The 19,535-nt window shown below is 58.3% G+C and carries 33 protein-coding genes; all 33 read left to right on the top strand.

All coding sequences use genetic code 11. The features are described 5' to 3' along the window. Positions 1 to 126: 126 nt before the first annotated feature. The 33 genes from rpsL to rplQ all read left to right on the top strand — a co-directional run bounded on the left by rpsL (position 127) and on the right by rplQ (position 19,455). A complete protein-coding gene (rpsL, locus tag HV744_RS19620; RefSeq protein ID WP_006998493.1) occupies positions 127 to 507 on the top strand; it encodes a 30S ribosomal protein S12 in 381 nt (126 codons plus the stop codon). Between the two features lie 178 nt (positions 508 to 685). Next, positions 686 to 1,156: a 30S ribosomal protein S7 gene (rpsG, locus tag HV744_RS19625; protein WP_006053291.1), complete on the top strand. Its 471-nt coding sequence runs from the start codon at positions 686 to 688 to the stop codon at positions 1,154 to 1,156. Between the two features lie 134 nt (positions 1,157 to 1,290). Further along, positions 1,291 to 3,393, top strand: coding sequence for an elongation factor G (gene fusA, locus HV744_RS19630; protein ID WP_175151113.1), 2,103 nt, complete (start codon positions 1,291 to 1,293; stop codon positions 3,391 to 3,393). Positions 3,394 to 3,441: 48 nt separating this feature from the next. After that, complete coding sequence (gene tuf / locus HV744_RS19635) at positions 3,442 to 4,632, top strand: elongation factor Tu (RefSeq protein ID WP_175151108.1); 1,191 nt, start codon at positions 3,442 to 3,444, stop codon at positions 4,630 to 4,632. Positions 4,633 to 4,788: 156 nt separating this feature from the next. Then, positions 4,789 to 5,100, top strand: coding sequence for a 30S ribosomal protein S10 (gene rpsJ, locus HV744_RS19640; RefSeq protein ID WP_006998489.1), 312 nt, complete (start codon positions 4,789 to 4,791; stop codon positions 5,098 to 5,100). 201 nt (positions 5,101 to 5,301) lie between these two features. Beyond that, positions 5,302 to 5,961 (top strand): 50S ribosomal protein L3, encoded by a 660-nt coding sequence (rplC, locus tag HV744_RS19645; RefSeq protein ID WP_175151114.1) that lies wholly within the window; start codon positions 5,302 to 5,304, stop codon positions 5,959 to 5,961. Next, positions 5,961 to 6,581, top strand: a complete 621-nt coding sequence (rplD, locus tag HV744_RS19650; RefSeq protein WP_007180136.1) for a 50S ribosomal protein L4 — start codon at positions 5,961 to 5,963, stop codon at positions 6,579 to 6,581. The genes rplC and rplD overlap by 1 nt, the downstream gene beginning before the upstream one ends. Then, positions 6,578 to 6,892, top strand: coding sequence for a 50S ribosomal protein L23 (rplW, locus tag HV744_RS19655; RefSeq protein WP_007180135.1), 315 nt, complete (start codon positions 6,578 to 6,580; stop codon positions 6,890 to 6,892). The genes rplD and rplW overlap by 4 nt, the downstream gene beginning before the upstream one ends. A gap of 2 nt (positions 6,893 to 6,894) precedes the next feature. Next, positions 6,895 to 7,722: a 50S ribosomal protein L2 gene (gene rplB, locus HV744_RS19660; protein WP_175151115.1), complete on the top strand. Its 828-nt coding sequence runs from the start codon at positions 6,895 to 6,897 to the stop codon at positions 7,720 to 7,722. Between the two features lie 10 nt (positions 7,723 to 7,732). Further along, positions 7,733 to 8,008: a 30S ribosomal protein S19 gene (gene rpsS / locus HV744_RS19665; protein ID WP_004199273.1), complete on the top strand. Its 276-nt coding sequence runs from the start codon at positions 7,733 to 7,735 to the stop codon at positions 8,006 to 8,008. A 7-nt stretch (positions 8,009 to 8,015) separates the two neighbouring features. Next, entirely contained in the window at positions 8,016 to 8,348 is a 333-nt protein-coding gene (gene rplV, locus HV744_RS19670; protein WP_007180133.1) for a 50S ribosomal protein L22, read from the top strand. Positions 8,349 to 8,359: 11 nt separating this feature from the next. Beyond that, positions 8,360 to 9,166, top strand: a complete 807-nt coding sequence (rpsC, locus tag HV744_RS19675; RefSeq protein ID WP_012434570.1) for a 30S ribosomal protein S3 — start codon at positions 8,360 to 8,362, stop codon at positions 9,164 to 9,166. A gap of 2 nt (positions 9,167 to 9,168) precedes the next feature. Beyond that, a complete protein-coding gene (rplP, locus tag HV744_RS19680) occupies positions 9,169 to 9,585 on the top strand; it encodes a 50S ribosomal protein L16 (protein ID WP_175151116.1) in 417 nt (138 codons plus the stop codon). A gap of 10 nt (positions 9,586 to 9,595) precedes the next feature. Next, entirely contained in the window at positions 9,596 to 9,790 is a 195-nt protein-coding gene (rpmC, locus tag HV744_RS19685; RefSeq protein ID WP_007180130.1) for a 50S ribosomal protein L29, read from the top strand. Then, positions 9,787 to 10,059 (top strand): 30S ribosomal protein S17, encoded by a 273-nt coding sequence (gene rpsQ, locus HV744_RS19690; RefSeq protein WP_007180129.1) that lies wholly within the window; start codon positions 9,787 to 9,789, stop codon positions 10,057 to 10,059. The genes rpmC and rpsQ overlap by 4 nt, the downstream gene beginning before the upstream one ends. A 290-nt stretch (positions 10,060 to 10,349) precedes the next feature. Continuing rightward, complete coding sequence (gene rplN / locus HV744_RS19695; protein WP_006052212.1) at positions 10,350 to 10,718, top strand: 50S ribosomal protein L14; 369 nt, start codon at positions 10,350 to 10,352, stop codon at positions 10,716 to 10,718. Positions 10,719 to 10,727: 9 nt separating this feature from the next. Continuing rightward, the gene (rplX, locus tag HV744_RS19700; protein ID WP_006052213.1) at positions 10,728 to 11,036 is read left to right on the top strand and encodes a 50S ribosomal protein L24; all 309 of its coding nucleotides are present in this window, start codon (positions 10,728 to 10,730) and stop codon (positions 11,034 to 11,036) included. A gap of 17 nt (positions 11,037 to 11,053) precedes the next feature. Further along, positions 11,054 to 11,593: a 50S ribosomal protein L5 gene (gene rplE, locus HV744_RS19705; RefSeq protein WP_006052214.1), complete on the top strand. Its 540-nt coding sequence runs from the start codon at positions 11,054 to 11,056 to the stop codon at positions 11,591 to 11,593. Between the two features lie 7 nt (positions 11,594 to 11,600). Next, positions 11,601 to 11,906, top strand: coding sequence for a 30S ribosomal protein S14 (gene rpsN / locus HV744_RS19710; RefSeq protein WP_006052215.1), 306 nt, complete (start codon positions 11,601 to 11,603; stop codon positions 11,904 to 11,906). Positions 11,907 to 11,920: 14 nt separating this feature from the next. Further along, the gene (rpsH, locus tag HV744_RS19715; RefSeq protein ID WP_006052216.1) at positions 11,921 to 12,316 is read left to right on the top strand and encodes a 30S ribosomal protein S8; all 396 of its coding nucleotides are present in this window, start codon (positions 11,921 to 11,923) and stop codon (positions 12,314 to 12,316) included. An 18-nt stretch (positions 12,317 to 12,334) separates the two neighbouring features. Beyond that, a complete protein-coding gene (gene rplF / locus HV744_RS19720) occupies positions 12,335 to 12,865 on the top strand; it encodes a 50S ribosomal protein L6 (RefSeq protein WP_175151117.1) in 531 nt (176 codons plus the stop codon). 12 nt (positions 12,866 to 12,877) lie between these two features. After that, positions 12,878 to 13,243, top strand: coding sequence for a 50S ribosomal protein L18 (gene rplR, locus HV744_RS19725; RefSeq protein ID WP_006052218.1), 366 nt, complete (start codon positions 12,878 to 12,880; stop codon positions 13,241 to 13,243). A gap of 14 nt (positions 13,244 to 13,257) precedes the next feature. Beyond that, positions 13,258 to 13,776 (top strand): 30S ribosomal protein S5, encoded by a 519-nt coding sequence (gene rpsE / locus HV744_RS19730; protein WP_006052219.1) that lies wholly within the window; start codon positions 13,258 to 13,260, stop codon positions 13,774 to 13,776. 10 nt (positions 13,777 to 13,786) lie between these two features. Next, positions 13,787 to 13,969 (top strand): 50S ribosomal protein L30, encoded by a 183-nt coding sequence (rpmD, locus tag HV744_RS19735; RefSeq protein ID WP_007180126.1) that lies wholly within the window; start codon positions 13,787 to 13,789, stop codon positions 13,967 to 13,969. A 29-nt stretch (positions 13,970 to 13,998) separates the two neighbouring features. Beyond that, positions 13,999 to 14,433 carry a 50S ribosomal protein L15 gene (rplO, locus tag HV744_RS19740; protein WP_011490050.1) on the top strand — a complete coding sequence of 145 codons (435 nt, stop codon included), beginning with the start codon at positions 13,999 to 14,001 and terminating at the stop codon, positions 14,431 to 14,433. Positions 14,434 to 14,479: 46 nt separating this feature from the next. Then, on the top strand, positions 14,480 to 15,826 hold the full coding sequence (gene secY, locus HV744_RS19745; RefSeq protein ID WP_028199573.1) for a preprotein translocase subunit SecY: 1,347 nt from the start codon (positions 14,480 to 14,482) through the stop codon (positions 15,824 to 15,826). Positions 15,827 to 15,834: 8 nt separating this feature from the next. Then, a complete protein-coding gene (gene infA / locus HV744_RS19750) occupies positions 15,835 to 16,053 on the top strand; it encodes a translation initiation factor IF-1 (protein ID WP_004521905.1) in 219 nt (72 codons plus the stop codon). Positions 16,054 to 16,073: 20 nt separating this feature from the next. Beyond that, complete coding sequence (gene rpmJ / locus HV744_RS19755; protein WP_004199844.1) at positions 16,074 to 16,190, top strand: 50S ribosomal protein L36; 117 nt, start codon at positions 16,074 to 16,076, stop codon at positions 16,188 to 16,190. Positions 16,191 to 16,231: 41 nt separating this feature from the next. Further along, a complete protein-coding gene (gene rpsM, locus HV744_RS19760; RefSeq protein ID WP_006052223.1) occupies positions 16,232 to 16,597 on the top strand; it encodes a 30S ribosomal protein S13 in 366 nt (121 codons plus the stop codon). Positions 16,598 to 16,625: 28 nt separating this feature from the next. Continuing rightward, on the top strand, positions 16,626 to 17,030 hold the full coding sequence (gene rpsK, locus HV744_RS19765; protein WP_006052224.1) for a 30S ribosomal protein S11: 405 nt from the start codon (positions 16,626 to 16,628) through the stop codon (positions 17,028 to 17,030). 147 nt (positions 17,031 to 17,177) lie between these two features. Then, positions 17,178 to 17,801, top strand: coding sequence for a 30S ribosomal protein S4 (gene rpsD / locus HV744_RS19770; protein WP_121315894.1), 624 nt, complete (start codon positions 17,178 to 17,180; stop codon positions 17,799 to 17,801). 124 nt (positions 17,802 to 17,925) lie between these two features. Further along, entirely contained in the window at positions 17,926 to 18,903 is a 978-nt protein-coding gene (locus tag HV744_RS19775; protein ID WP_042329254.1) for a DNA-directed RNA polymerase subunit alpha, read from the top strand. A gap of 159 nt (positions 18,904 to 19,062) precedes the next feature. After that, positions 19,063 to 19,455, top strand: a complete 393-nt coding sequence (gene rplQ / locus HV744_RS19780; protein ID WP_006052227.1) for a 50S ribosomal protein L17 — start codon at positions 19,063 to 19,065, stop codon at positions 19,453 to 19,455. Positions 19,456 to 19,535: the final 80 nt, after the last annotated feature.

Consider the following 19,535-nt stretch of genomic DNA (forward strand, 5'->3'; position numbering starts at 1 on the left):
TTCTTGGAATGCCTGCGCGCGAAGTCAATTCACGTACTTGCAGTCCATCCGGAAGTTCGATGCGCAGTCGTTTCTGCTTTGCCCGGAAACAGATGCGTCGATTTTGTTCAATTTCAGGAATAAACAATGCCAACCATCAATCAACTGGTTCGCAAAGGCCGCGCGTCGGAAACGACGAAGAGCAAGAGCCCGGCTTTGCAGGACTGCCCCCAGCGTCGCGGCGTGTGCACCCGTGTGTACACCACGACGCCGAAGAAGCCTAACTCGGCACTGCGTAAGGTTGCCAAGGTTCGTCTGACGAACGGCTTCGAAGTCATTTCGTACATCGGTGGTGAAGGCCACAATCTGCAGGAACACTCGGTCGTGCTGATTCGCGGCGGCCGTGTCAAGGACTTGCCGGGTGTGCGTTACCACATGGTTCGCGGCTCGCTGGATACCCAGGGCGTCAAGGATCGTAAGCAGGCTCGCTCGAAGTACGGTGCGAAGCGTGCCAAGGCTGGCAAGTAATTAGCCGGTCAAGTAGTTTCAGGTCGCCTGCAAAGGCGGTAATAGCGGTGGTGCCGGAATCGCCGGTGCTGTCGAGTAAGTGGTCACCCGACCAGGCTGGTAAGTCTTAAAGATGAATCGGGTTAGTTGGTGGCCGCGGGGCTCAAGTAGCTCCAACTGAAAAGTTAAAGGAAGAAACATGCCGCGTCGTCGCGAAGTCCCCAAGCGGGAAGTGTTGCCGGATCCGAAGTTCGGTAACGTTGATGTAGCTAAGTTCATGAACGTGCTGATGCTCTCCGGCAAGAAGTCGGTTGCCGAGCGTATCGTGTACGGCGCTTTCGAACAGATCCAGACCAAGGGTGGCAAGGACCCGCTGGAAGTGTTCACGGTAGCGCTCAACAACGTCAAGCCGGTGGTCGAAGTGAAGAGCCGCCGCGTTGGTGGTGCGAACTATCAGGTTCCGGTCGAAGTGCGCCCGTCGCGTCGTATGGCATTGGCGATGCGTTGGCTGCGTGAAGCCGCGAAGAAGCGCAGCGAGAAGTCGATGGCCCTGCGTCTGGCAGGTGAACTCTCCGAAGCGGCCGAAGGCCGTGGCGGCGCAATGAAGAAGCGCGACGAAGTTCACCGGATGGCAGAAGCCAACAAGGCGTTCTCGCACTTCCGTTTCTAAGCTTCCCGAACCCGGGTTTAGCGGAAAAAGCGGAAAGAAATTCCGGGCGGGTGCGCTTACAAAGCGCCTCGCCCGTTTGTGTTACAGCGCGATGGGTATTTTCTCGCATCGCGTCATCCCAATAGAGGATCAAAGTGGCTCGCAAGACACCTATCGAGCGCTACCGTAACATCGGTATTAGCGCTCACATCGACGCCGGCAAAACGACGACGACCGAGCGCATCCTGTTCTACACCGGCGTGAACCACAAGATTGGTGAAGTTCACGACGGCGCTGCCACCATGGACTGGATGGAGCAGGAGCAGGAACGCGGCATCACGATCACGTCCGCTGCCACCACGGCGTTCTGGAAAGGCATGGCCGGCGACCGCGCCGAGCACCGCATCAACATCATCGACACCCCGGGTCACGTCGACTTCACGATTGAAGTCGAGCGCTCGATGCGCGTGCTCGACGGCGCGTGCATGGTGTACTGCGCTGTGGGCGGCGTTCAGCCCCAGTCGGAAACCGTGTGGCGTCAGGCTAACAAGTACAAGGTTCCCCGTCTCGCGTTCATCAACAAGATGGACCGCACCGGCGCGAACTTCTTCAAGGTTTACGACCAGCTCAAGCTGCGTCTGAAGGCAAACCCGGTTCCGGTCGTGGTGCCTATCGGCGCGGAAGAAAACTTCACGGGCGTCGTCGATCTGCTGAAGATGAAGGCGATCATTTGGGACGACGCGTCCCAAGGCACCAAGTTCTCGTACGAAGAAATCCCGGCGGAACTGCTCGACTCGTGCAACGAGTGGCGCGAAAAGATGGTCGAGGCCGCTGCTGAGTCGAGCGAAGACCTGATGAACAAGTACCTGGAAGAGGGCGAGCTCTCCGAAGCGGAAATCATCAAGGGTTTGCGCGACCGTACGATCGCTTGCGAAATCCAGCCGATGCTGTGCGGCACCGCGTTCAAGAACAAGGGCGTGCAACGCATGCTGGACGCCGTGCTCGACTTCCTGCCGTCGCCGATCGACATCCCGCCGGTTACCGGCGAGCTGGAAAACGGCGAGCAAGGCGAGCGCCGCGCTGCTGACGACGAAAAGTTCTCGGCACTGGCATTCAAGATCATGACCGACCCGTTCGTCGGCCAGCTGATCTTCTTCCGTGTGTACTCGGGCGTTGTGAATTCCGGCGACACCGTGCTGAACGCGACCAAGGACAAGAAGGAACGTCTGGGCCGTATTCTGCAGATGCACGCGAACCAGCGCGAAGAAATCAAGGAAGTCCGCGCAGGCGACATCGCTGCTGCAGTCGGCCTGAAGGACGCAACGACCGGCGACACGCTGTGCGATCCGCAAAGCCCGATCGTGCTCGAACGCATGATTTTCCCGGAACCGGTGATCTCGCAGGCTGTTGAGCCGAAGACGAAGCCGGACCAGGAAAAGATGGGTCTGGCGCTGAACCGTCTGGCTCAGGAAGATCCGTCGTTCCGCGTGCAAACGGACGAAGAATCGGGTCAAACCATTATTTCGGGCATGGGCGAGCTCCACCTGGAAATTCTGGTCGACCGGATGAAGCGCGAGTTCGGCGTCGAAGCAACGGTTGGCAAGCCGCAAGTGGCTTACCGCGAAACGATTCGCGGCAAGGCGGAAGATGTCGACGGCAAGTTCGTCAAGCAGTCGGGCGGTCGCGGCCAGTACGGTCACGCGGTCATCACGCTGGAGCCGAACGAGCAAGGCAAGGGCTACGAGTTCCTGGACGAGATCAAGGGCGGTGTGATTCCGCGTGAATACATCCCGGCAGTCGACAAGGGTATCCAGGAAACGCTGAAGGCCGGCGTGCTGGCAGGCTTCCCGGTCGTTGACGTGAAGGTTCACCTGACGTTCGGTTCGTACCACGACGTTGACTCGAACGAAAATGCGTTCCGCATGGCCGGTTCGATGGCGTTCAAGGAAGCAATGCGCAAGGCTCAGCCGGTCATCCTCGAACCGATGATGGCCGTCGAAGTCGAAACGCCGGAAGACTACATGGGCAACGTGATGGGCGACCTGTCGGGTCGTCGCGGTATCGTTCAGGGCATGGATGACATGGTTGGCGGCGGCAAGATTGTCCGCGCAGAAGTACCGTTGTCGGAAATGTTCGGCTACTCGACGTCGCTGCGTTCGCTGACCCAAGGTCGTGCGACGTACACGATGGAGTTCAAGCACTACGCTGAAGCTCCGCGTAACGTGTCGGAAGCGATCATCAACGCCAAGTCGAAGTAATCGCGCGGCAAAGTCATTCAACGATTAACTTTTTGAAAGAAGAGAAACATGGCTAAAGGTAAATTCGAACGGACCAAGCCGCACGTGAACGTCGGCACGATCGGTCACGTTGACCACGGCAAGACCACGCTGACGGCAGCGATCACGACGGTTCTGACGCAGAAGTTTGGCGGCGAAGCGAAGGCATACGACCAGATCGACGCGGCGCCGGAAGAAAAGGCGCGTGGTATCACGATCAACACGGCACACGTCGAGTACGAAACGGCTAACCGCCACTACGCGCACGTCGACTGCCCGGGCCACGCTGACTATGTGAAGAACATGATCACGGGCGCAGCGCAGATGGACGGCGCGATCCTGGTGTGCTCGGCCGCAGACGGCCCGATGCCGCAAACGCGTGAGCACATCCTGCTGGCGCGTCAGGTTGGCGTTCCGTACATCATCGTGTTCCTGAACAAGTGCGACATGGTGGACGATGCTGAGCTGCTGGAACTGGTCGAGATGGAAGTTCGCGAACTTCTGTCGAAGTACGACTTCCCGGGCGACGACACGCCGATCATCAAGGGTTCGGCCAAACTGGCGCTGGAAGGCGACAAGGGCGAGCTGGGCGAAGTGGCGATCATGAATCTGGCCGACGCGCTGGACACGTACATCCCGACGCCGGAGCGCGCCGTGGACGGCTCGTTCCTGATGCCGGTGGAAGACGTGTTCTCGATCTCGGGTCGCGGCACGGTGGTGACGGGTCGCGTTGAGCGCGGCATCGTGAAGGTCGGCGAAGAAATCGAAATCGTCGGTATCAAGCCGACGGTGAAGACGACCTGCACGGGCGTGGAAATGTTCCGCAAGCTGCTCGACCAGGGTCAGGCAGGCGACAACGTGGGTATCCTGCTGCGCGGCACGAAGCGTGAAGATGTGGAGCGTGGCCAGGTTCTGGCGAAGCCGGGTTCGATCAACCCGCACACGCACTTCACGGCTGAAGTGTACGTGCTGAGCAAGGACGAAGGTGGCCGTCACACGCCGTTCTTCAACAACTATCGTCCGCAGTTCTACTTCCGTACGACGGACGTGACGGGCTCGATCGAGTTGCCGAAGGACAAGGAAATGGTCATGCCGGGCGACAACGTGTCGATCACGGTGAAGCTGATCAACCCGATCGCGATGGAAGAAGGTCTGCGCTTCGCAATCCGCGAAGGCGGCCGTACGGTTGGCGCAGGTGTGGTTGCCAAGATCCTCGAGTAAAATCGCGGATTGAACTTGCAGTAAGTGGTGCCCGGAGCCGGGCGCCTGTCGATAGGAGTTGGCGCTTCTCAGCGCTTACTCCTGTCCCATGCCCGGCTCTACGTTCTTTTACTATCTGGCGGCGCAATACCGCCTCGCTCTTTCCAAGGAATTGTCATGCAGAACCAGAAAATCCGTATTCGCCTGAAGGCTTTCGACTATCGCCTGATCGATCAATCGGCAGCTGAGATCGTCGACACGGCAAAGCGGACTGGCGCAATCGTTCGTGGTCCGGTGCCCCTGCCGACCCGCATTCAACGCTTCGACATCCTGCGTTCGCCGCACGTCAACAAGACGTCGCGCGATCAGCTCGAAATCCGTACGCACCAACGCCTGATGGACATCGTCGACCCGACGGACAAGACCGTTGACGCACTGATGAAGCTCGATCTGCCGGCTGGCGTGGACGTTGAAATCAAGCTGCAATAAGGCTTCCAGAGCTTGTCCGGCCTGCCGGGCAGCGCTAAGTCATTGATTGCTTGCGGAAAACGAAAAGCTTCGCTATAATGCAAGGCTTTTCGCGCATTTGCGCAAAAAAGCCGGTGTGCTGCAGCATGAATTCATGCCCGAAACGGCACCGGCATTTTGTAAATTAGCCCCGACCAATCGCAGTCGGGAATGGAGAAAACGATGAGCCTTGGACTCGTAGGTCGCAAGGTTGGCATGACCCGTATCTTCACGGCAGAAGGGGATTCGATTCCCGTTACCGTGCTGGACGTGTCCGACAACCGCGTGACGCAGATCAAGACTGTTGAAACCGACGGCTACACGGCCGTGCAGGTTGCATTCGGTACGCGCCGTGCATCGCGCGTGACGAAGCCGTTGGCCGGTCATCTCGCCAAAGCCGGCGTTCAAGCCGGTGAAATCCTCAAAGAATTCCAGATCGATGCTGCCAAGGCTGCTGAGTTGTCGAACGGCACCGTGGTCGGTCCTGACCTGTTCGAAGTAGGCCAGAAGGTCGACGTGCAAGGCGTGTCGATCGGTAAGGGCTACGCCGGTACCATCAAGCGGCACAACTTCGCATCCGGCCGTGCATCGCACGGTAACTCGCGCTCGCACAACGTGCCGGGTTCGATCGGTATGGCGCAGGATCCGGGTCGTGTTTTCCCGGGTAAGCGCATGACCGGTCACATGGGTGACGACACGGTAACGGTGCAAAACCTCGAAATCGCTCGTATCGACGCTGACCGCAAGCTGTTGCTGGTCAAGGGCGCCGTTCCGGGTGCGAAGGGTGGCAAGGTATTCGTTACGCCGGCCGTGAAGACGCGTGCCGTGAAAGGAGCGAAATAATGGAACTTAAGCTCCTGAATGCCAATGGTCAGGAAGGTGCAGGCGTTAGCGCGTCGGACGTCGTGTTCGGCCGCGATTACAACGAAGCCCTGATTCACCAGGTAGTGGTGGCGTATCAAGCGAATGCCCGTAGCGGCAACCGCGCGCAGAAGGACCGTGAGCAAGTCAAGCACACGACCAAGAAGCCGTGGCGCCAGAAGGGTACGGGCCGTGCCCGTGCCGGTATGTCGTCGAGCCCGTTGTGGCGCGGCGGTGGCCGGATCTTCCCGAATTCGCCGGAAGAAAACTTTTCGCACAAGGTCAACAAGAAGATGCATCGCGCAGGTCTCTGCTCGATCTTCTCGCAGCTGGCCCGCGAAGGCCGCATCTCGGTGGTCGACGAGCTGACGCTCGAAGCGCCGAAGACGAAGCTGCTGGCCGAAAAATTCAAGGCGATGGGTCTCGACTCCGTGCTGGTGATTACCGACACGGTTGACGAAAACCTGTACCTCGCGTCGCGCAACCTCGCCCATGTGGCAGTTGTCGAGCCGCGTTACGCCGACCCGCTGTCGCTGATCTACTTCAAGAAGATCCTGATCACGAAGGCTGCGGTCGCCCAGATCGAGGAGTTGCTGTCATGAGCGAGATTCGCAAGAACGATCATCGTTTGATGCAGGTCCTGCTCGCGCCGGTGATCTCCGAAAAGGCGACGCTGGTGGCCGACAAGAACGAGCAAGTTGTGTTCGAAGTCGCGCCCGATGCCACGAAGCAGGAAGTGAAAGCTGCAGTCGAGCTGCTGTTCAAGGTGGAAGTCAATTCCGTCAACGTGCTGGTCTCGAAGGGCAAAGCCAAGCGCTTTGGCCGCTTCATGGGCAAGCGCAAGGACGTGAAGAAGGCGTACGTCTGTCTGAAGCCCGGCCAGGAAATCAACTTTGAAGCGGAGGCCAAGTAATCATGGCAATCGTTAAAGTTAAGCCGACTTCGCCGGGTCGCCGTGCGATGGTCAAGGTGGTCAACAAGGATCTGCATAAGGGCAAGCCGTTCGCAGCGCTGCTCGACTCGCAATCCTCGACCGCCGGCCGTAACAACAATGGTCACATCACCACGCGTCATAAGGGTGGTGGTCACAAGCATCACTATCGTGTCGTCGATTTCCGTCGCACGAAGGATGGCATTCCGGCCAAGGTCGAACGTCTCGAGTACGATCCGAACCGTAGCGCAAACATCGCGCTGGTTCTGTACGCAGACGGCGAGCGCCGCTACATCATCGCTCCGAAGGGTGTCACCGTCGGTCAGCAACTGATGTCGGGTTCGGAAGCGCCGATCCGCGCAGGCAACACGCTGCCGATCCGCAACATTCCGGTCGGTACGACGATTCACTGCATCGAAATGCTGCCGGGCAAGGGCGCGCAAATGGCGCGTTCGGCTGGTACGTCGGCGATGTTGCTGGCTCGTGAAGGCATCTACGCACAGGTCCGCCTGCGCTCGGGTGAAATCCGCCGCGTCCACGTTGAGTGCCGCGCGACGATTGGTGAAGTTGGCAACGAAGAGCACAGCCTCCGTCAAATCGGTAAGGCTGGTGCGAACCGCTGGCGCGGTATCCGCCCGACGGTGCGTGGCGTTGCAATGAACCCGGTCGATCACCCGCACGGTGGTGGTGAAGGCAAGACGGCTGCAGGTCGCGATCCGGTGAGCCCGTGGGGCACGCCTGCTAAGGGTTATCGCACCCGCAGCAACAAGCGCACGACGAGCATGATCGTCCAGCGCCGTCACAAGCGTTAAGGAGTAGGCAATGGCACGTTCTGTAAAAAAAGGTCCGTTCTGCGACGCCCATTTGCTGAAGAAAGTTGAGGCGGCAGCAGCTTCGCGGGATAAGAAGCCGATCAAAACCTGGTCGCGTCGCTCGACGATCCTCCCGGATTTCATCGGTCTGACGATCGCCGTTCACAACGGCCGTCAACACGTTCCGGTGTACATCTCGGAAAACATGGTCGGCCACAAGCTTGGCGAGTTTGCATTGACCCGTACGTTCAAGGGTCACGCAGCCGACAAGAAGGCTAAGAAATAAGGGGCTCATGATGGAAGTGAAAGCAATTCATCGCGGTGCCCGCATCTCGGCGCAAAAAACGCGCCTTGTGGCTGACCAGATCCGCGGTTTGCCGGTCGACAAGGCGCTGAACGTTCTGACGTTCTCGCCTAAGAAGGCTGCGGGAATCGTGAAAAAGGTCGTGCTGTCGGCGATCGCGAATGCGGAGCATAACGAAGGCGCCGATATCGATGAGCTCAAGATCACGAGCATCTACATCGACAAGGCTGCGTCGCTCAAGCGTTTCACCGCGCGCGCAAAAGGCCGTGGCAACCGCATCGAGAAGCAATCCTGTCACATCACTGTGACGGTCGGGAATTAAGGGGTCATACGATGGGACAGAAAATTCATCCGACTGGCTTCCGTTTGGCCGTCAGCCGCAATTGGGCGTCGCGTTGGTACGCGAACAACAACAATTTCGCGGCGATGTTGCAGGAAGACATCGGTGTTCGTGAATACCTGAAGAAGAAGCTGAAGAACGCGTCTGTCGGCCGCGTTGTGATCGAGCGTCCTGCAAAGAACGCTCGCATCACGATTTTCAGCTCGCGTCCGGGTGTCGTGATCGGTAAGAAGGGTGAAGACATTGAACTGCTGAAGTCCGAGCTGCAAAAGCGCATGGGCGTTCCGGTTCACGTCAACATCGAAGAAATCCGCAAGCCGGAAACCGATGCGCAACTGATCGCGGATTCGATCACGCAACAGCTCGAGCGCCGGATCATGTTCCGTCGCGCGATGAAGCGTGCGATGCAAAACGCAATGCGTCTGGGTGCTCAGGGCATCAAGATCATGAGCGCTGGCCGCCTGAACGGTATCGAAATCGCCCGTACGGAATGGTATCGCGAAGGTCGCGTGCCGCTTCATACGCTGCGTGCTGATATCGACTACGCAACGTCGGAAGCAAAGACGACGTACGGCATCATCGGCGTAAAGGTGTGGGTCTACAAGGGCGACACGCTCGGCCGCAACGACGCACCGGTGGTTGAAGAAGTCGCCGAAGAAAAGCGTCCGCGCCGTAACGCACGTCCGGGTGGCGATCGCCGTCCGCGTCGCGATGGTGAAGGTGGTGGCCCGGCAGGTGCACGCCGTGGCGCTCCTCGTCGTGCTGGCGGTGCCGGCGGCGACGGGAAGACTGGAGAATAACGATGCTGCAACCGAAACGCAGAAAGTATCGCAAAGAGCAGAAGGGTCGTAACACCGGTATCGCTACCCGCGGCAACGCGGTGTCGTTCGGTGACTTCGGCCTGAAGGCTATCGGCCGTGGTCGCTTGACCGCGCGCCAGATTGAGGCGGCACGTCGTGCAATGACGCGTCACATCAAGCGTGGTGGCCGCATCTGGATCCGCATCTTCCCGGACAAGCCAATCTCGCACAAGCCGGCTGAAGTACGTATGGGTAACGGTAAAGGTAACCCTGAGTACTACGTCGCAGAGATTCAACCGGGCAAGATGCTGTACGAAATGGACGGCGTAACCGAAGAGCTGGCACGCGAAGCGTTCCGTCTGGCTGCAGCTAAGCTGCCGCTCAAGACGACGTTTATCGTGCGTCAGCTCGGCGCCTAAGGAGCAAATGATGAAGGCTTCCGAACTTCACCAGAAAGATCAGGCCGCGCTCAACAAGGAGCTGTCGGACCTGTTGAAGGCGCAATTCGGCCTGCGCATGCAACTCGCGACCCAGCAGCTCACGAACACGAGCCAGCTGAAGAAGGTCCGCCGCGACATCGCACGTGTGCGGACCGTCCTGACTGAGAAGGCGAACCAGAAATGAACGATAGCGTAAAAACCTCGCTCAAGCGGACGCTGGTCGGCAAGGTCGTCAGCAACAAGATGGACAAGACGGTCACCGTGCTGGTCGAGCACCGCGTGAAGCACCCGATCTACGGCAAGTACGTTGTGCGTTCGAAGAAGTACCACGCGCACGACGACGCGAACACGTACAACGAAGGCGACCTCGTTGAAATCCAGGAAACGCGTCCGATTTCGAAGACGAAAGCTTGGGTTGTGGCTCGCCTGGTCGAGGCTGCTCGCGTCATCTGACGCCGCAAAGTTGTAGAAGTAATTGAAATCGCAGTAAGTTTCGCTTGCAAGACCGGGATTATTTGTTATAATCTCGGTCTTCCCTCTTTTATGGGAGCCCCGTCGCGGGCGAAGTTGGTGGGGGAAGCGGTTCAGGCGCCAGCCTGTTCCGAAGGATTCACCGGATTGCGATGGCGGGTTTCGTTTGCCGTCGCTGCTGTTCTAACCCAAGCAGCCGATTGGCTGACGGGACCAAGACTGACCGGGTACGCCATGGTGGTGTGACCGGATTAAGTTGGGAAAGATAAACCATGATCCAGACCGAAACTCGGCTTGAAGTGGCCGACAACACGGGTGCGCGTGAAGTCATGTGCATCAAGGTGCTCGGCGGCTCGAAGCGTCGTTATGCCAGCATTGGCGACATCATCAAGGTGACCGTCAAAGAAGCAACGCCGCGCGGGCGCGTGAAGAAAGGCGAAATTTATAACGCCGTGGTGGTTCGCACCGCCAAGGGCGTGCGCCGTCAGGACGGCTCGCTGATCAAGTTCGATGGCAATGCCGCAGTGTTGTTGAATGCCAAGCTCGAACCTATTGGCACCCGTATTTTCGGGCCTGTCACGCGCGAGTTGCGCAGCGAACGATTCATGAAAATCGTTTCGTTGGCACCTGAAGTGCTGTAAGGAGTCGCGATGAACAAGATTCGCAAAGGTGACGAAGTTATCGTCATCACCGGCAAAGATAAAGGCAAGCGCGGCGTCGTGCTGTCCGTTGGCGAAGGCAAAGTGATTGTCGAGGGCATCAACCTCGTCAAGAAACACGTCAAGCCGAACCCGATGAAAGGTACGACGGGCGGTGTGGAAGCCAAGACGATGCCGCTGCAAATTTCGAACGTCGCATTGGTCGACGCGAATGGCAAGGCATCGCGTGTAGGCATCAAGGTCGAAGGAGACAAGAAGGTCCGTTTCCTTAAGACGACTGGTGCCGAGCTGAGCGCCTGACGCTGCGGAGTAAAAAAATGGCTCGTTTGCAAGAGTTTTACAAAGAAAAGGTTGTACCCGGCCTCATCGAGAAGTTCGGTTACAAGTCCGTGATGGAAGTGCCGCGCATCACCAAGATCACCCTGAACATGGGCCTTGGCGAAGCGGTTGCTGACAAGAAGATCATCGAAAACGCCGTTGGCGACCTGACGAAGATCGCAGGCCAGAAGCCGGTGATCACGAAGGCGCGCAAGGCAATCGCTGGCTTCAAGATCCGTCAGGGCTATCCGATCGGTGCAATGGTCACGTTGCGTGGTCAGGCAATGTACGAATTTCTGGACCGTTTCGTGACGGTTGCGCTCCCCCGTGTGCGTGACTTCCGTGGCGTGTCGGGTCGTGCGTTCGATGGTCGCGGCAACTACAACATCGGTGTGAAAGAGCAGATCATTTTCCCCGAGATCGACTACGACAAGATCGACGCACTGCGTGGGCTGAACATCAGCATCACGACGACTGCGAAGACCGACGACGAAGCAAAGGCTCTGCTCGCCAGCTTCAAGTTCCCGTTCAGAAACTGAGGTTACCGTGGCTAAACTGGCACTGATCGAACGTGAAAAGAAGCGTGCTCGCCTCGCTGCTAAGTACGCTCCCAAGCGTGCAGAGTTGAAGGCGATCATTGGCGATATGAGCAAGTCAGACGAAGAGCATTACGCCGCACGTCTGGAACTGCAACAACTGCCGCGCAACTCTAACCCGACCCGTAAGCGCAATCGTTGCGCAATTACCGGTCGTCCGCGCGGTACGTTCCGTAAATTCGGGCTGGCGCGTAACAAGATTCGCGAAATCGCGTTCCGCGGCGAGATCCCTGGCCTGACCAAGGCGAGCTGGTAATAGGAGAAACATAAATGAGCATGAGTGATCCTATCGCCGATATGCTGACTCGCATCCGCAATGCGCAGATGGTTGAGAAAGTCTCGGTGACTATGCCCTCGTCGAAAGTCAAGGTTGCGATTGCGCAGGTCCTGAAGGACGAAGGCTATATCGATGATTTCGCAGTGAAGTCCGAAGGTGCGAAGTCTGAATTGAACATCGTGTTGAAGTACTACGCTGGCCGTCCGGTGATCGAGCGCATTGAGCGCGTTTCGAAGCCTGGTCTGCGTGTGTACCGCGGCCGTAACGACATCCCTGTGGTCATGAATGGCCTCGGCGTGGCAATCGTGTCGACGCCGAAGGGCGTGATGACGGACCGCAAGGCGCGTGCAACGGGCGTTGGCGGCGAAGTCATCTGCTACGTCGCTTAAGGCCGAAAGGAGAGAAACATGTCTCGAGTAGGTAAAAGCCCGATCGCGCTGCAAGGCGCAGAAGTGGCCCTGAGCGACGAACGCATTACCGTCAAGGGCCCGCTGGGTACGATTTCGCAGGCTGCTAACAGCCTCGTGAAGGTGGTGAACGACAACGGCACGCTGAAGTTCGAGCCGGTTGACGAAAGCCGCGAAGCGAATGCGATGTCGGGCACGATGCGCGCACTGGTTGCGAACATGGTGAACGGCGTGACGAAGGGTTTCGAGCGCAAGCTGACGCTGGTTGGCGTCGGTTACCGCGCACAAGCGCAAGGCGACAAGCTGAACCTGTCGCTGGGTTTCTCGCACCCTGTGGTGCACCAGATGCCGGAAGGCGTCAAGGCTGAAACCCCGACGCAAACCGAAATCGTGATCAAGGGGATCGATAAGCAACAAGTTGGCCAGGTCGCTGCAGAAGTGCGCGGCTATCGTCCGCCGGAGCCCTACAAGGGCAAGGGTGTGCGTTACGCCAATGAGGTTGTGATCCTCAAAGAAACGAAGAAGAAGTAAGGGTGCGCAATCATGGATAAGACTCAATCTCGCCTGCGCCGCGCTCGTCAGACGCGTATCAAGATCGCTGAGCTGCAGGTCGCGCGTCTCGCCGTGCACCGCACGAACACGCACATCTATGCGCAAGTGTTCTCGCCGTGCGGCACCAAGGTGCTCGCCAGCGCGTCGACGCTCGAAGCCGAAGTGCGTGCGCAACTGGCTGATCAGACGGGCAAGGGCGGCAACGTCGCTGCAGCGACCCTGATCGGTAAGCGCATCGCAGAAAAGGCTAAGGCTGCCGGCATCGAATCCGTCGCCTTCGACCGTTCGGGTTTCCGTTACCACGGCCGCGTGAAAGCGCTGGCTGATGCGGCGCGCGAAGCCGGACTCAAGTTCTAAGGGAAGAATTCGTCATGGCAAAGATGCAAGCGAAAGTTCAGGCTGACGAACGCGACGACGGCCTTCGTGAAAAAATGATTTCGGTCAACCGCGTGACCAAGGTCGTGAAGGGTGGTCGGATTCTCGGTTTCGCCGCACTGACCGTGGTTGGCGACGGTGATGGCCGCGTCGGTATGGGCAAGGGCAAGGCGAAGGAAGTGCCGGTCGCTGTTCAGAAGGCGATGGAACAGGCTCGCCGCAACATGTTCAAGGTGCCGCTGAAGAACGGTACTCTGCAACACGAAGTGCACGGTAAGCACGGCGCATCGATGGTCCTCCTGGCTCCGGCCAAGGACGGTACCGGCGTGATCGCTGGCGGCCCGATGCGCGCAGTGTTCGACGTGATGGGCGTGCAGAACGTTGTGGCCAAGAGCCACGGTTCGACGAACCCGTACAACCTCGTTCGTGCAACGCTCGACGGTCTGCGCAAGCAGTCGACGCCGGGTGACATCGCGGCGAAGCGCGGCAAGTCCGTCGAAGATATTCTGGGCTAAGGTGGACACCATGTCTGATAAAACTGTCAAGGTCCAGCTCGTCAAGAGCCTGATCGGCACCCGCGAAACGCACCGTGCTACGGTGCGTGGCTTGGGCCTGCGCCGACTCAACTCGGTTAGCGAGTTGCAGGACACGCCGGCTGTGCGCGGGATGATCAACAAGGTTTCGTACCTCGTTAAGGTCATCAGCTAAGCGGCTGACCAGGACTCAAGGAGTTGATAATGGAATTGAATAACCTGAAGCCGGCAGAAGGCGCGAAGCACGCAAAGCGTCGCGTTGGTCGCGGCATCGGCTCCGGCCTCGGCAAGACCGCTGGCCGTGGTCACAAGGGTCAGAAGTCGCGTTCGGGCGGCTTTCACAAGGTTGGCTTCGAAGGCGGTCAAATGCCGCTGCAACGTCGCCTGCCGAAGCGTGGCTTCACCTCGCTGACGAAGGAATTCGTCGGTGAAGTGCGTCTCTCGGATCTGGAAAAGCTGCCGGTCGACGAAATCGATCTGCTGGCTCTGAAGCAAGCCGGCCTGGTCGGCGAGCTGATCAAGAGCGCCAAGATCATCGCGACGGGCGAGCTCAAGCGCAAGGTCGTTGTGAAGGGTCTGGGTGCGACGAAGGGTGCGCGCGCTGCTATCGAAGCAGCCGGCGGCTCTTTTGCCGAGTAACGCGCAAGTTATTTGCCGTCACTAGCATTTGCATCGGAGAAGGTACTTGGCTAACAGCCCGAGTCTCGCAAAACCCGGTCGCAGCGCGGCGAAGTTCGGCGATCTGCGTCGGCGTGCAGTGTTCCTGCTGCTGGCGCTGATCGTCTATCGTATCGGCGCGCACATTCCGGTGCCGGGTATTGACCCGGACCAGCTGGCAAAGTTGTTCCAAAGCCAGTCGGGCGGCATCCTTGGCATGTTCAACATGTTTTCGGGTGGCGCACTTTCGCGGTTCACGATTTTTGCGCTGGGGATCATGCCGTACATTTCGGCGTCGATCATCATGCAGTTGCTGGCGATTGTCTCGCCGCAGCTGGAAGCGCTGAAAAAGGAAGGGCAGGCGGGTCAACGGAAGATTACGCAGTACACGCGTGTCTTTACGGTCCTGCTGGCGACGTTCCAGGCGTTCGGCATCGCTGTCGCACTGGAAAATCAGCCGGGCCTGGTGATCGATCCCGGGATGGTGTTTCGGTTGACGACGGTCGTGACGCTGGTGACCGGCACGATGTTCCTGATGTGGCTGGGTGAGCAGATCACGGAGCGCGGGCTTGGCAACGGTATCTCGATCATCATTTTCGGCGGTATTGCGGCGGGTTTCCCGAACGCCATCGGTGGTCTTTTCGAACTGGTGCGAACCGGCTCGATGAGCATCATCTCGGCGATTATCGTGGTCGCGCTGATTGCTGCTGTGACGTATCTGGTGGTGTTCATCGAACGCGGCCAGCGCAAGATTCTGGTGAACTACGCCAAGCGGCAAGTCGGTAACAAGATTTACGGCGGACAGTCTTCGCATCTGCCGCTGAAGCTGAACATGTCGGGTGTGATTCCGCCGATCTTTGCATCGTCGATCATTCTCTTCCCGGCAACCATCCTGAACTGGTTTAGTTCGGGGTCGCGTACCAGCTGGTTCGCAGACACGTTGCACAACGTGGCCGAAGCTCTCAAGCCCGGTCAACCCGTGTACGTGTTGCTGTACGCGTTGGCGATCGTTTTCTTCTGCTTCTTCTACACCGCACTGGTGTTCAACAGCAGGGAAACGGCCGACAACCTGAAAAAGAGTGGCGCTTTCGTCCCAGGCATCCGCCCGGGCGACCAAACGGCGCGATATATCGACCGTATCCTTACGCGTTTGACGCTGGCCGGTGCGATCTACATCGTGTTTGTTTGTCTGCTGCCCGAATTTCTGGTGCTGCGCTGGAACGTGCCGTTTTATTTTGGTGGAACGTCGCTGCTGATCATTGTCGTCGTCACAATGGATTTCATGGCGCAGGTGCAGTCGTACGTTATGTCGCAACAGTATGAATCGCTGCTGAAGAAAGCTAATTTCAAAGGCGGCGGCGTCCCGATGCGTTGAAAGGACTTATGGCCAAAGACGATGTTATCCAGATGCAGGGTGAAGTCATCGAAAACCTGCCTAACGCTACCTTCAGGGTGAAGCTGGAAAACGGCCATGTCGTATTGGGACACATATCCGGGAAGATGCGGATGCACTACATCCGAATCTTGCCGGGCGACAAGGTGACGGTTGAATTGACGCCTTACGATCTGTCGCGTGCGCGGATCGTGTTCCGGGCGAAGTGATTTGAAAAAAGGGTAATATCATGAAAGTGATGGCATCGGTTAAGCGCATTTGCCGCAATTGCAAGATCATCAAGCGCAAAGGCGTTGTGCGCGTGATTTGCAGCTCTGATCCGCGCCACAAACAGCGTCAAGGCTGAACGCCGCGCTTTTGCTTGCGCTTTTTGTTTGAGGAAAAACAATGGCTCGTATCGCAGGGGTTAACATCCCGAATCACCAGCATACTGAAATCGGCCTCACGGCTATTTACGGTATCGGCCGCACGCGCTCGCGCGACATTTGCGTCGCTGCTGGTGTGGCATTTTCGAAGAAGGTCAAAGACCTGAACGACGCAGACCTCGAAAAGCTGCGTGAAGAAGTCGGCAAGTTCATCGTTGAAGGCGATCTGCGCCGTGAAACGACGATGAACATCAAGCGCCTGATGGATCTCGGCTGCTACCGTGGCGTGCGGCATCGTAAGGGCTTGCCCCTGCGCGGCCAACGTACGCGTACGAATGCCCGTACGCGCAAGGGTCCGCGTCGTGCAGCGCAATCGCTGAAGAAGTAAGCGGAACTGACAGTTACAGGAAAACGTAATGGCTAAGGCTTCGAACAACTCCGCGGCGCAACGCGTTCGCAAGAAGGTCAAGAAGAACGTCGCCGAGGGCGTGGTTCACGTTCACGCGTCGTTCAACAACACCATCATCACGATCACCGATCGTCAAGGCAATGCACTTGCCTGGGCAACGTCGGGTGGTCAGGGCTTCAAGGGTTCGCGTAAATCGACCCCGTTTGCAGCTCAGGTGGCAGCCGAATCGGCAGGCCGCGTGGCGATGGAATACGGCGTCAAGAACCTCGAAGTGCGGATCAAGGGCCCCGGTCCTGGCCGTGAGTCGGCGGTGCGCGCGCTGCATGGTCTTGGCATCAAGATCACCGCGATCTCCGACGTGACCCCGGTCCCGCACAACGGCTGCCGTCCGCCGAAGCGTCGTCGTATCTAAGACGCCGGTTTTGCTAGCGCCTGTTGCCGCCCCGCGCGGCGGCAGGCTGCTTGCGCTATTGAATTGACTAAGCCCACCGTTCGACCCAAAGGGTTCGGACTAGCGCGAGTGCATGCACTTGCGTGATTAATCATAGAAGGAATCAACGTGGCACGTTATATCGGCCCTAAGGCCAAGCTGTCCCGCCGTGAAGGCACTGACCTCTTCCTGAAGAGCGCCCGTCGTTCGCTCGCTGACAAGTGCAAGCTTGACAGCAAGCCTGGCCAGCATGGCCGCACCTCGGGTGCACGTACGTCCGACTACGGCACGCAGCTGCGCGAAAAGCAAAAAGTGAAGCGCATCTACGGTGTGCTCGAGCGTCAATTCCGCCGTTACTTCGCTGAAGCCGACCGCCTGAAGGGCAACACGGGTGAAAACCTGCTGCAGTTGCTCGAATCGCGTCTGGACAACGTCGTGTATCGCATGGGCTTCGGCTCGACGCGCGCTGAAGCACGTCAGCTCGTGAGCCACAAGGCGATCATGGTGAACGGCGTCGTGTCGAACATCCCGTCGATGCAGGTGAAGGCAGGCGACGTTGTCGCAGTGCGCGAACAGAAGAAGAAGCAAGCGCGTATTCTCGAAGCGCTGTCGCTGGCTGAGCAAGGCGGTCTGCCGAGCTGGGTCGCTGTCGATTCGAAGAAGTTCGAAGGCACGTTCAAGTCGAAGCCGGAACGCAGCGACATCGCTGGCGATATCAACGAAAGCCTGATCGTCGAATTGTATTCACGGTAATCGGATTAACGGCCGGGGCACCCCGATTGCGTTGCGCAAGGGGGCGTCTCGGCTGTTTATTTTCAGGTTGTTACCGGTCAGCCTTATCGGTGTAACGAGCCGAGGGTATTGTAAAGGAAAACCTATGCAAACCAGTTTGTTGAAGCCCAAGATCATCGCAGTTGAATCGCTTGGCGAGAGCCACGCGAAAGTGGTCATGGAACCGTTTGAACGCGGTTATGGCCACACCTTGGGTAACGCGCTCCGGCGCGTGCTGCTGTCGTCGATGGTCGGCTACGCGCCGACCGAAGTGACGATCGCAGGCGTCGTACATGAATACTCGACGCTCGACGGTGTGCAAGAGGATGTGGTCAACCTGTTGTTGAACCTGAAAGGCGTCGTGTTCAAGCTGCATAACCGTGATGAAGTCACGGTTACGCTGCGCAAGGACGGCGAAGGCGTTGTCACCGCTGGCGACATCGAACTCGCGCACGATTGCGAAGTGATCAACCCGGATCACGTGATTGCGCATCTGTCGAAGGGCGGCAAGCTCGACGTGCAGATCAAGGTCGAAAAGGGCCGCGGCTATGTGCCGGGCAATGTGCGTCGTTATGGCGAAGAGTCGGCCAAGATCATCGGCCGTATCGTGCTGGATGCGTCGTTCTCGCCGGTTCGCCGCGTGAGCTACGCCGTTGAAAGCGCTCGCGTCGAACAGCGTACCGACCTCGACAAGCTCGTGATGAACATCGAAACCAACGGTGTGATCTCGCCGGAAGAAGCGATCCGTCAATCGGCTCGTATTCTGGTCGATCAACTGTCGGTGTTCGCGGCACTGGAAGGCACCGAAGCAACGGCGGAAGCGCCGTCGCGTGCGCCGCAGATCGATCCGATCCTGCTGCGTCCGGTCGATGATCTCGAACTGACGGTTCGTTCCGCGAACTGCCTGAAGGCCGAGAACATCTACTACATCGGCGACCTGATCCAGCGCACGGAGAACGAGCTGCTCAAGACGCCGAATCTGGGCCGCAAGTCGCTGAACGAAATCAAGGAAGTATTGGCGTCGCGTGGTTTGACGCTCGGCATGAAGCTCGAAAACTGGCCGCCGGCTGGTCTCGACAAGTAATACCGGGACAGAACCCGCCGCTGCACTGGCAAAGACGCGGATTTTCCTTTAAAATCCGCGTCTTGTCTTTTTTCACTACCGGCCCGTGCGCTCACTACTTTCAGGTAGATCGAGTGCGATAGAAGAGCTGGACCAAAACTTTGAATCGAAGGAATTAACATGCGTCACCGTCATGGTCTGCGGAAACTGAACCGCACGAGCAGCCACCGTCTGGCAATGCTCCGTAATATGTCCAACTCGCTGATCGAGCACGAAGTCATCAAGACCACGCTGCCGAAGGCGAAAGAACTCCGTAAAGTCGTCGAGCCGCTGATCACGCTCGGCAAGAAGCCGTCGCTGGCAAATCGTCGTCTGGCGTTCAACCGCCTGCGCGATCGTGACTCGGTCACGAAGCTGTTCGAAGTTCTCGGCCCGCGTTACGCTACCCGTCCGGGCGGCTACCTGCGCGTCCTGAAGTTCGGCTTCCGCGTTGGCGACAATGCACCGATGGCACTGGTCGAACTGCTCGACCGTCCGGAAGTTGAAGAAGTTGAAGTGCAAGAAGCTGAGTAAGCTTTTGGGCATCGAAAAAAGCCAGGCGCATAGCCTGGCTTTTTTGTTTGTGGCGGGTCATTCGCTGCGACAGCCGTTCG

Source organism: Paraburkholderia ultramafica (assembly GCF_902859915.1).
Lineage (GTDB): Bacteria > Pseudomonadota > Gammaproteobacteria > Burkholderiales > Burkholderiaceae > Paraburkholderia > Paraburkholderia ultramafica.

What these genes read in the sequence shown, in the direction of transcription:
- rpsL (WP_006998493.1), top strand. Translation starts at nt 127, where the DNA reads ATGCCAACCATCAATCAACTGGTTCGCAAAGGCCGCGCGTCGGAAACG.
- rpsG (WP_006053291.1), top strand. Translation starts at nt 686, where the DNA reads ATGCCGCGTCGTCGCGAAGTCCCCAAGCGGGAAGTGTTGCCGGATCCG.
- tuf (WP_175151108.1), top strand. Translation starts at nt 3,442, where the DNA reads ATGGCTAAAGGTAAATTCGAACGGACCAAGCCGCACGTGAACGTCGGC.
- rpsJ (WP_006998489.1), top strand. Translation starts at nt 4,789, where the DNA reads ATGCAGAACCAGAAAATCCGTATTCGCCTGAAGGCTTTCGACTATCGC.
- rplC (WP_175151114.1), top strand. Translation starts at nt 5,302, where the DNA reads ATGAGCCTTGGACTCGTAGGTCGCAAGGTTGGCATGACCCGTATCTTC.
- rplD (WP_007180136.1), top strand. Translation starts at nt 5,961, where the DNA reads ATGGAACTTAAGCTCCTGAATGCCAATGGTCAGGAAGGTGCAGGCGTT.
- rplW (WP_007180135.1), top strand. Translation starts at nt 6,578, where the DNA reads ATGAGCGAGATTCGCAAGAACGATCATCGTTTGATGCAGGTCCTGCTC.
- rplB (WP_175151115.1), top strand. Translation starts at nt 6,895, where the DNA reads ATGGCAATCGTTAAAGTTAAGCCGACTTCGCCGGGTCGCCGTGCGATG.
- rpsS (WP_004199273.1), top strand. Translation starts at nt 7,733, where the DNA reads ATGGCACGTTCTGTAAAAAAAGGTCCGTTCTGCGACGCCCATTTGCTG.
- rplV (WP_007180133.1), top strand. Translation starts at nt 8,016, where the DNA reads ATGATGGAAGTGAAAGCAATTCATCGCGGTGCCCGCATCTCGGCGCAA.
- rpsC (WP_012434570.1), top strand. Translation starts at nt 8,360, where the DNA reads ATGGGACAGAAAATTCATCCGACTGGCTTCCGTTTGGCCGTCAGCCGC.
- rplP (WP_175151116.1), top strand. Translation starts at nt 9,169, where the DNA reads ATGCTGCAACCGAAACGCAGAAAGTATCGCAAAGAGCAGAAGGGTCGT.
- rpmC (WP_007180130.1), top strand. Translation starts at nt 9,596, where the DNA reads ATGAAGGCTTCCGAACTTCACCAGAAAGATCAGGCCGCGCTCAACAAG.
- rpsQ (WP_007180129.1), top strand. Translation starts at nt 9,787, where the DNA reads ATGAACGATAGCGTAAAAACCTCGCTCAAGCGGACGCTGGTCGGCAAG.
- rplN (WP_006052212.1), top strand. Translation starts at nt 10,350, where the DNA reads ATGATCCAGACCGAAACTCGGCTTGAAGTGGCCGACAACACGGGTGCG.
- rplX (WP_006052213.1), top strand. Translation starts at nt 10,728, where the DNA reads ATGAACAAGATTCGCAAAGGTGACGAAGTTATCGTCATCACCGGCAAA.
- rplE (WP_006052214.1), top strand. Translation starts at nt 11,054, where the DNA reads ATGGCTCGTTTGCAAGAGTTTTACAAAGAAAAGGTTGTACCCGGCCTC.
- rpsH (WP_006052216.1), top strand. Translation starts at nt 11,921, where the DNA reads ATGAGCATGAGTGATCCTATCGCCGATATGCTGACTCGCATCCGCAAT.
- rplF (WP_175151117.1), top strand. Translation starts at nt 12,335, where the DNA reads ATGTCTCGAGTAGGTAAAAGCCCGATCGCGCTGCAAGGCGCAGAAGTG.
- rplR (WP_006052218.1), top strand. Translation starts at nt 12,878, where the DNA reads ATGGATAAGACTCAATCTCGCCTGCGCCGCGCTCGTCAGACGCGTATC.
- rpsE (WP_006052219.1), top strand. Translation starts at nt 13,258, where the DNA reads ATGGCAAAGATGCAAGCGAAAGTTCAGGCTGACGAACGCGACGACGGC.
- rpmD (WP_007180126.1), top strand. Translation starts at nt 13,787, where the DNA reads ATGTCTGATAAAACTGTCAAGGTCCAGCTCGTCAAGAGCCTGATCGGC.
- rplO (WP_011490050.1), top strand. Translation starts at nt 13,999, where the DNA reads ATGGAATTGAATAACCTGAAGCCGGCAGAAGGCGCGAAGCACGCAAAG.
- infA (WP_004521905.1), top strand. Translation starts at nt 15,835, where the DNA reads ATGGCCAAAGACGATGTTATCCAGATGCAGGGTGAAGTCATCGAAAAC.
- rpmJ (WP_004199844.1), top strand. Translation starts at nt 16,074, where the DNA reads ATGAAAGTGATGGCATCGGTTAAGCGCATTTGCCGCAATTGCAAGATC.
- rpsM (WP_006052223.1), top strand. Translation starts at nt 16,232, where the DNA reads ATGGCTCGTATCGCAGGGGTTAACATCCCGAATCACCAGCATACTGAA.
- rpsK (WP_006052224.1), top strand. Translation starts at nt 16,626, where the DNA reads ATGGCTAAGGCTTCGAACAACTCCGCGGCGCAACGCGTTCGCAAGAAG.
- HV744_RS19775 (WP_042329254.1), top strand. Translation starts at nt 17,926, where the DNA reads ATGCAAACCAGTTTGTTGAAGCCCAAGATCATCGCAGTTGAATCGCTT.
- rplQ (WP_006052227.1), top strand. Translation starts at nt 19,063, where the DNA reads ATGCGTCACCGTCATGGTCTGCGGAAACTGAACCGCACGAGCAGCCAC.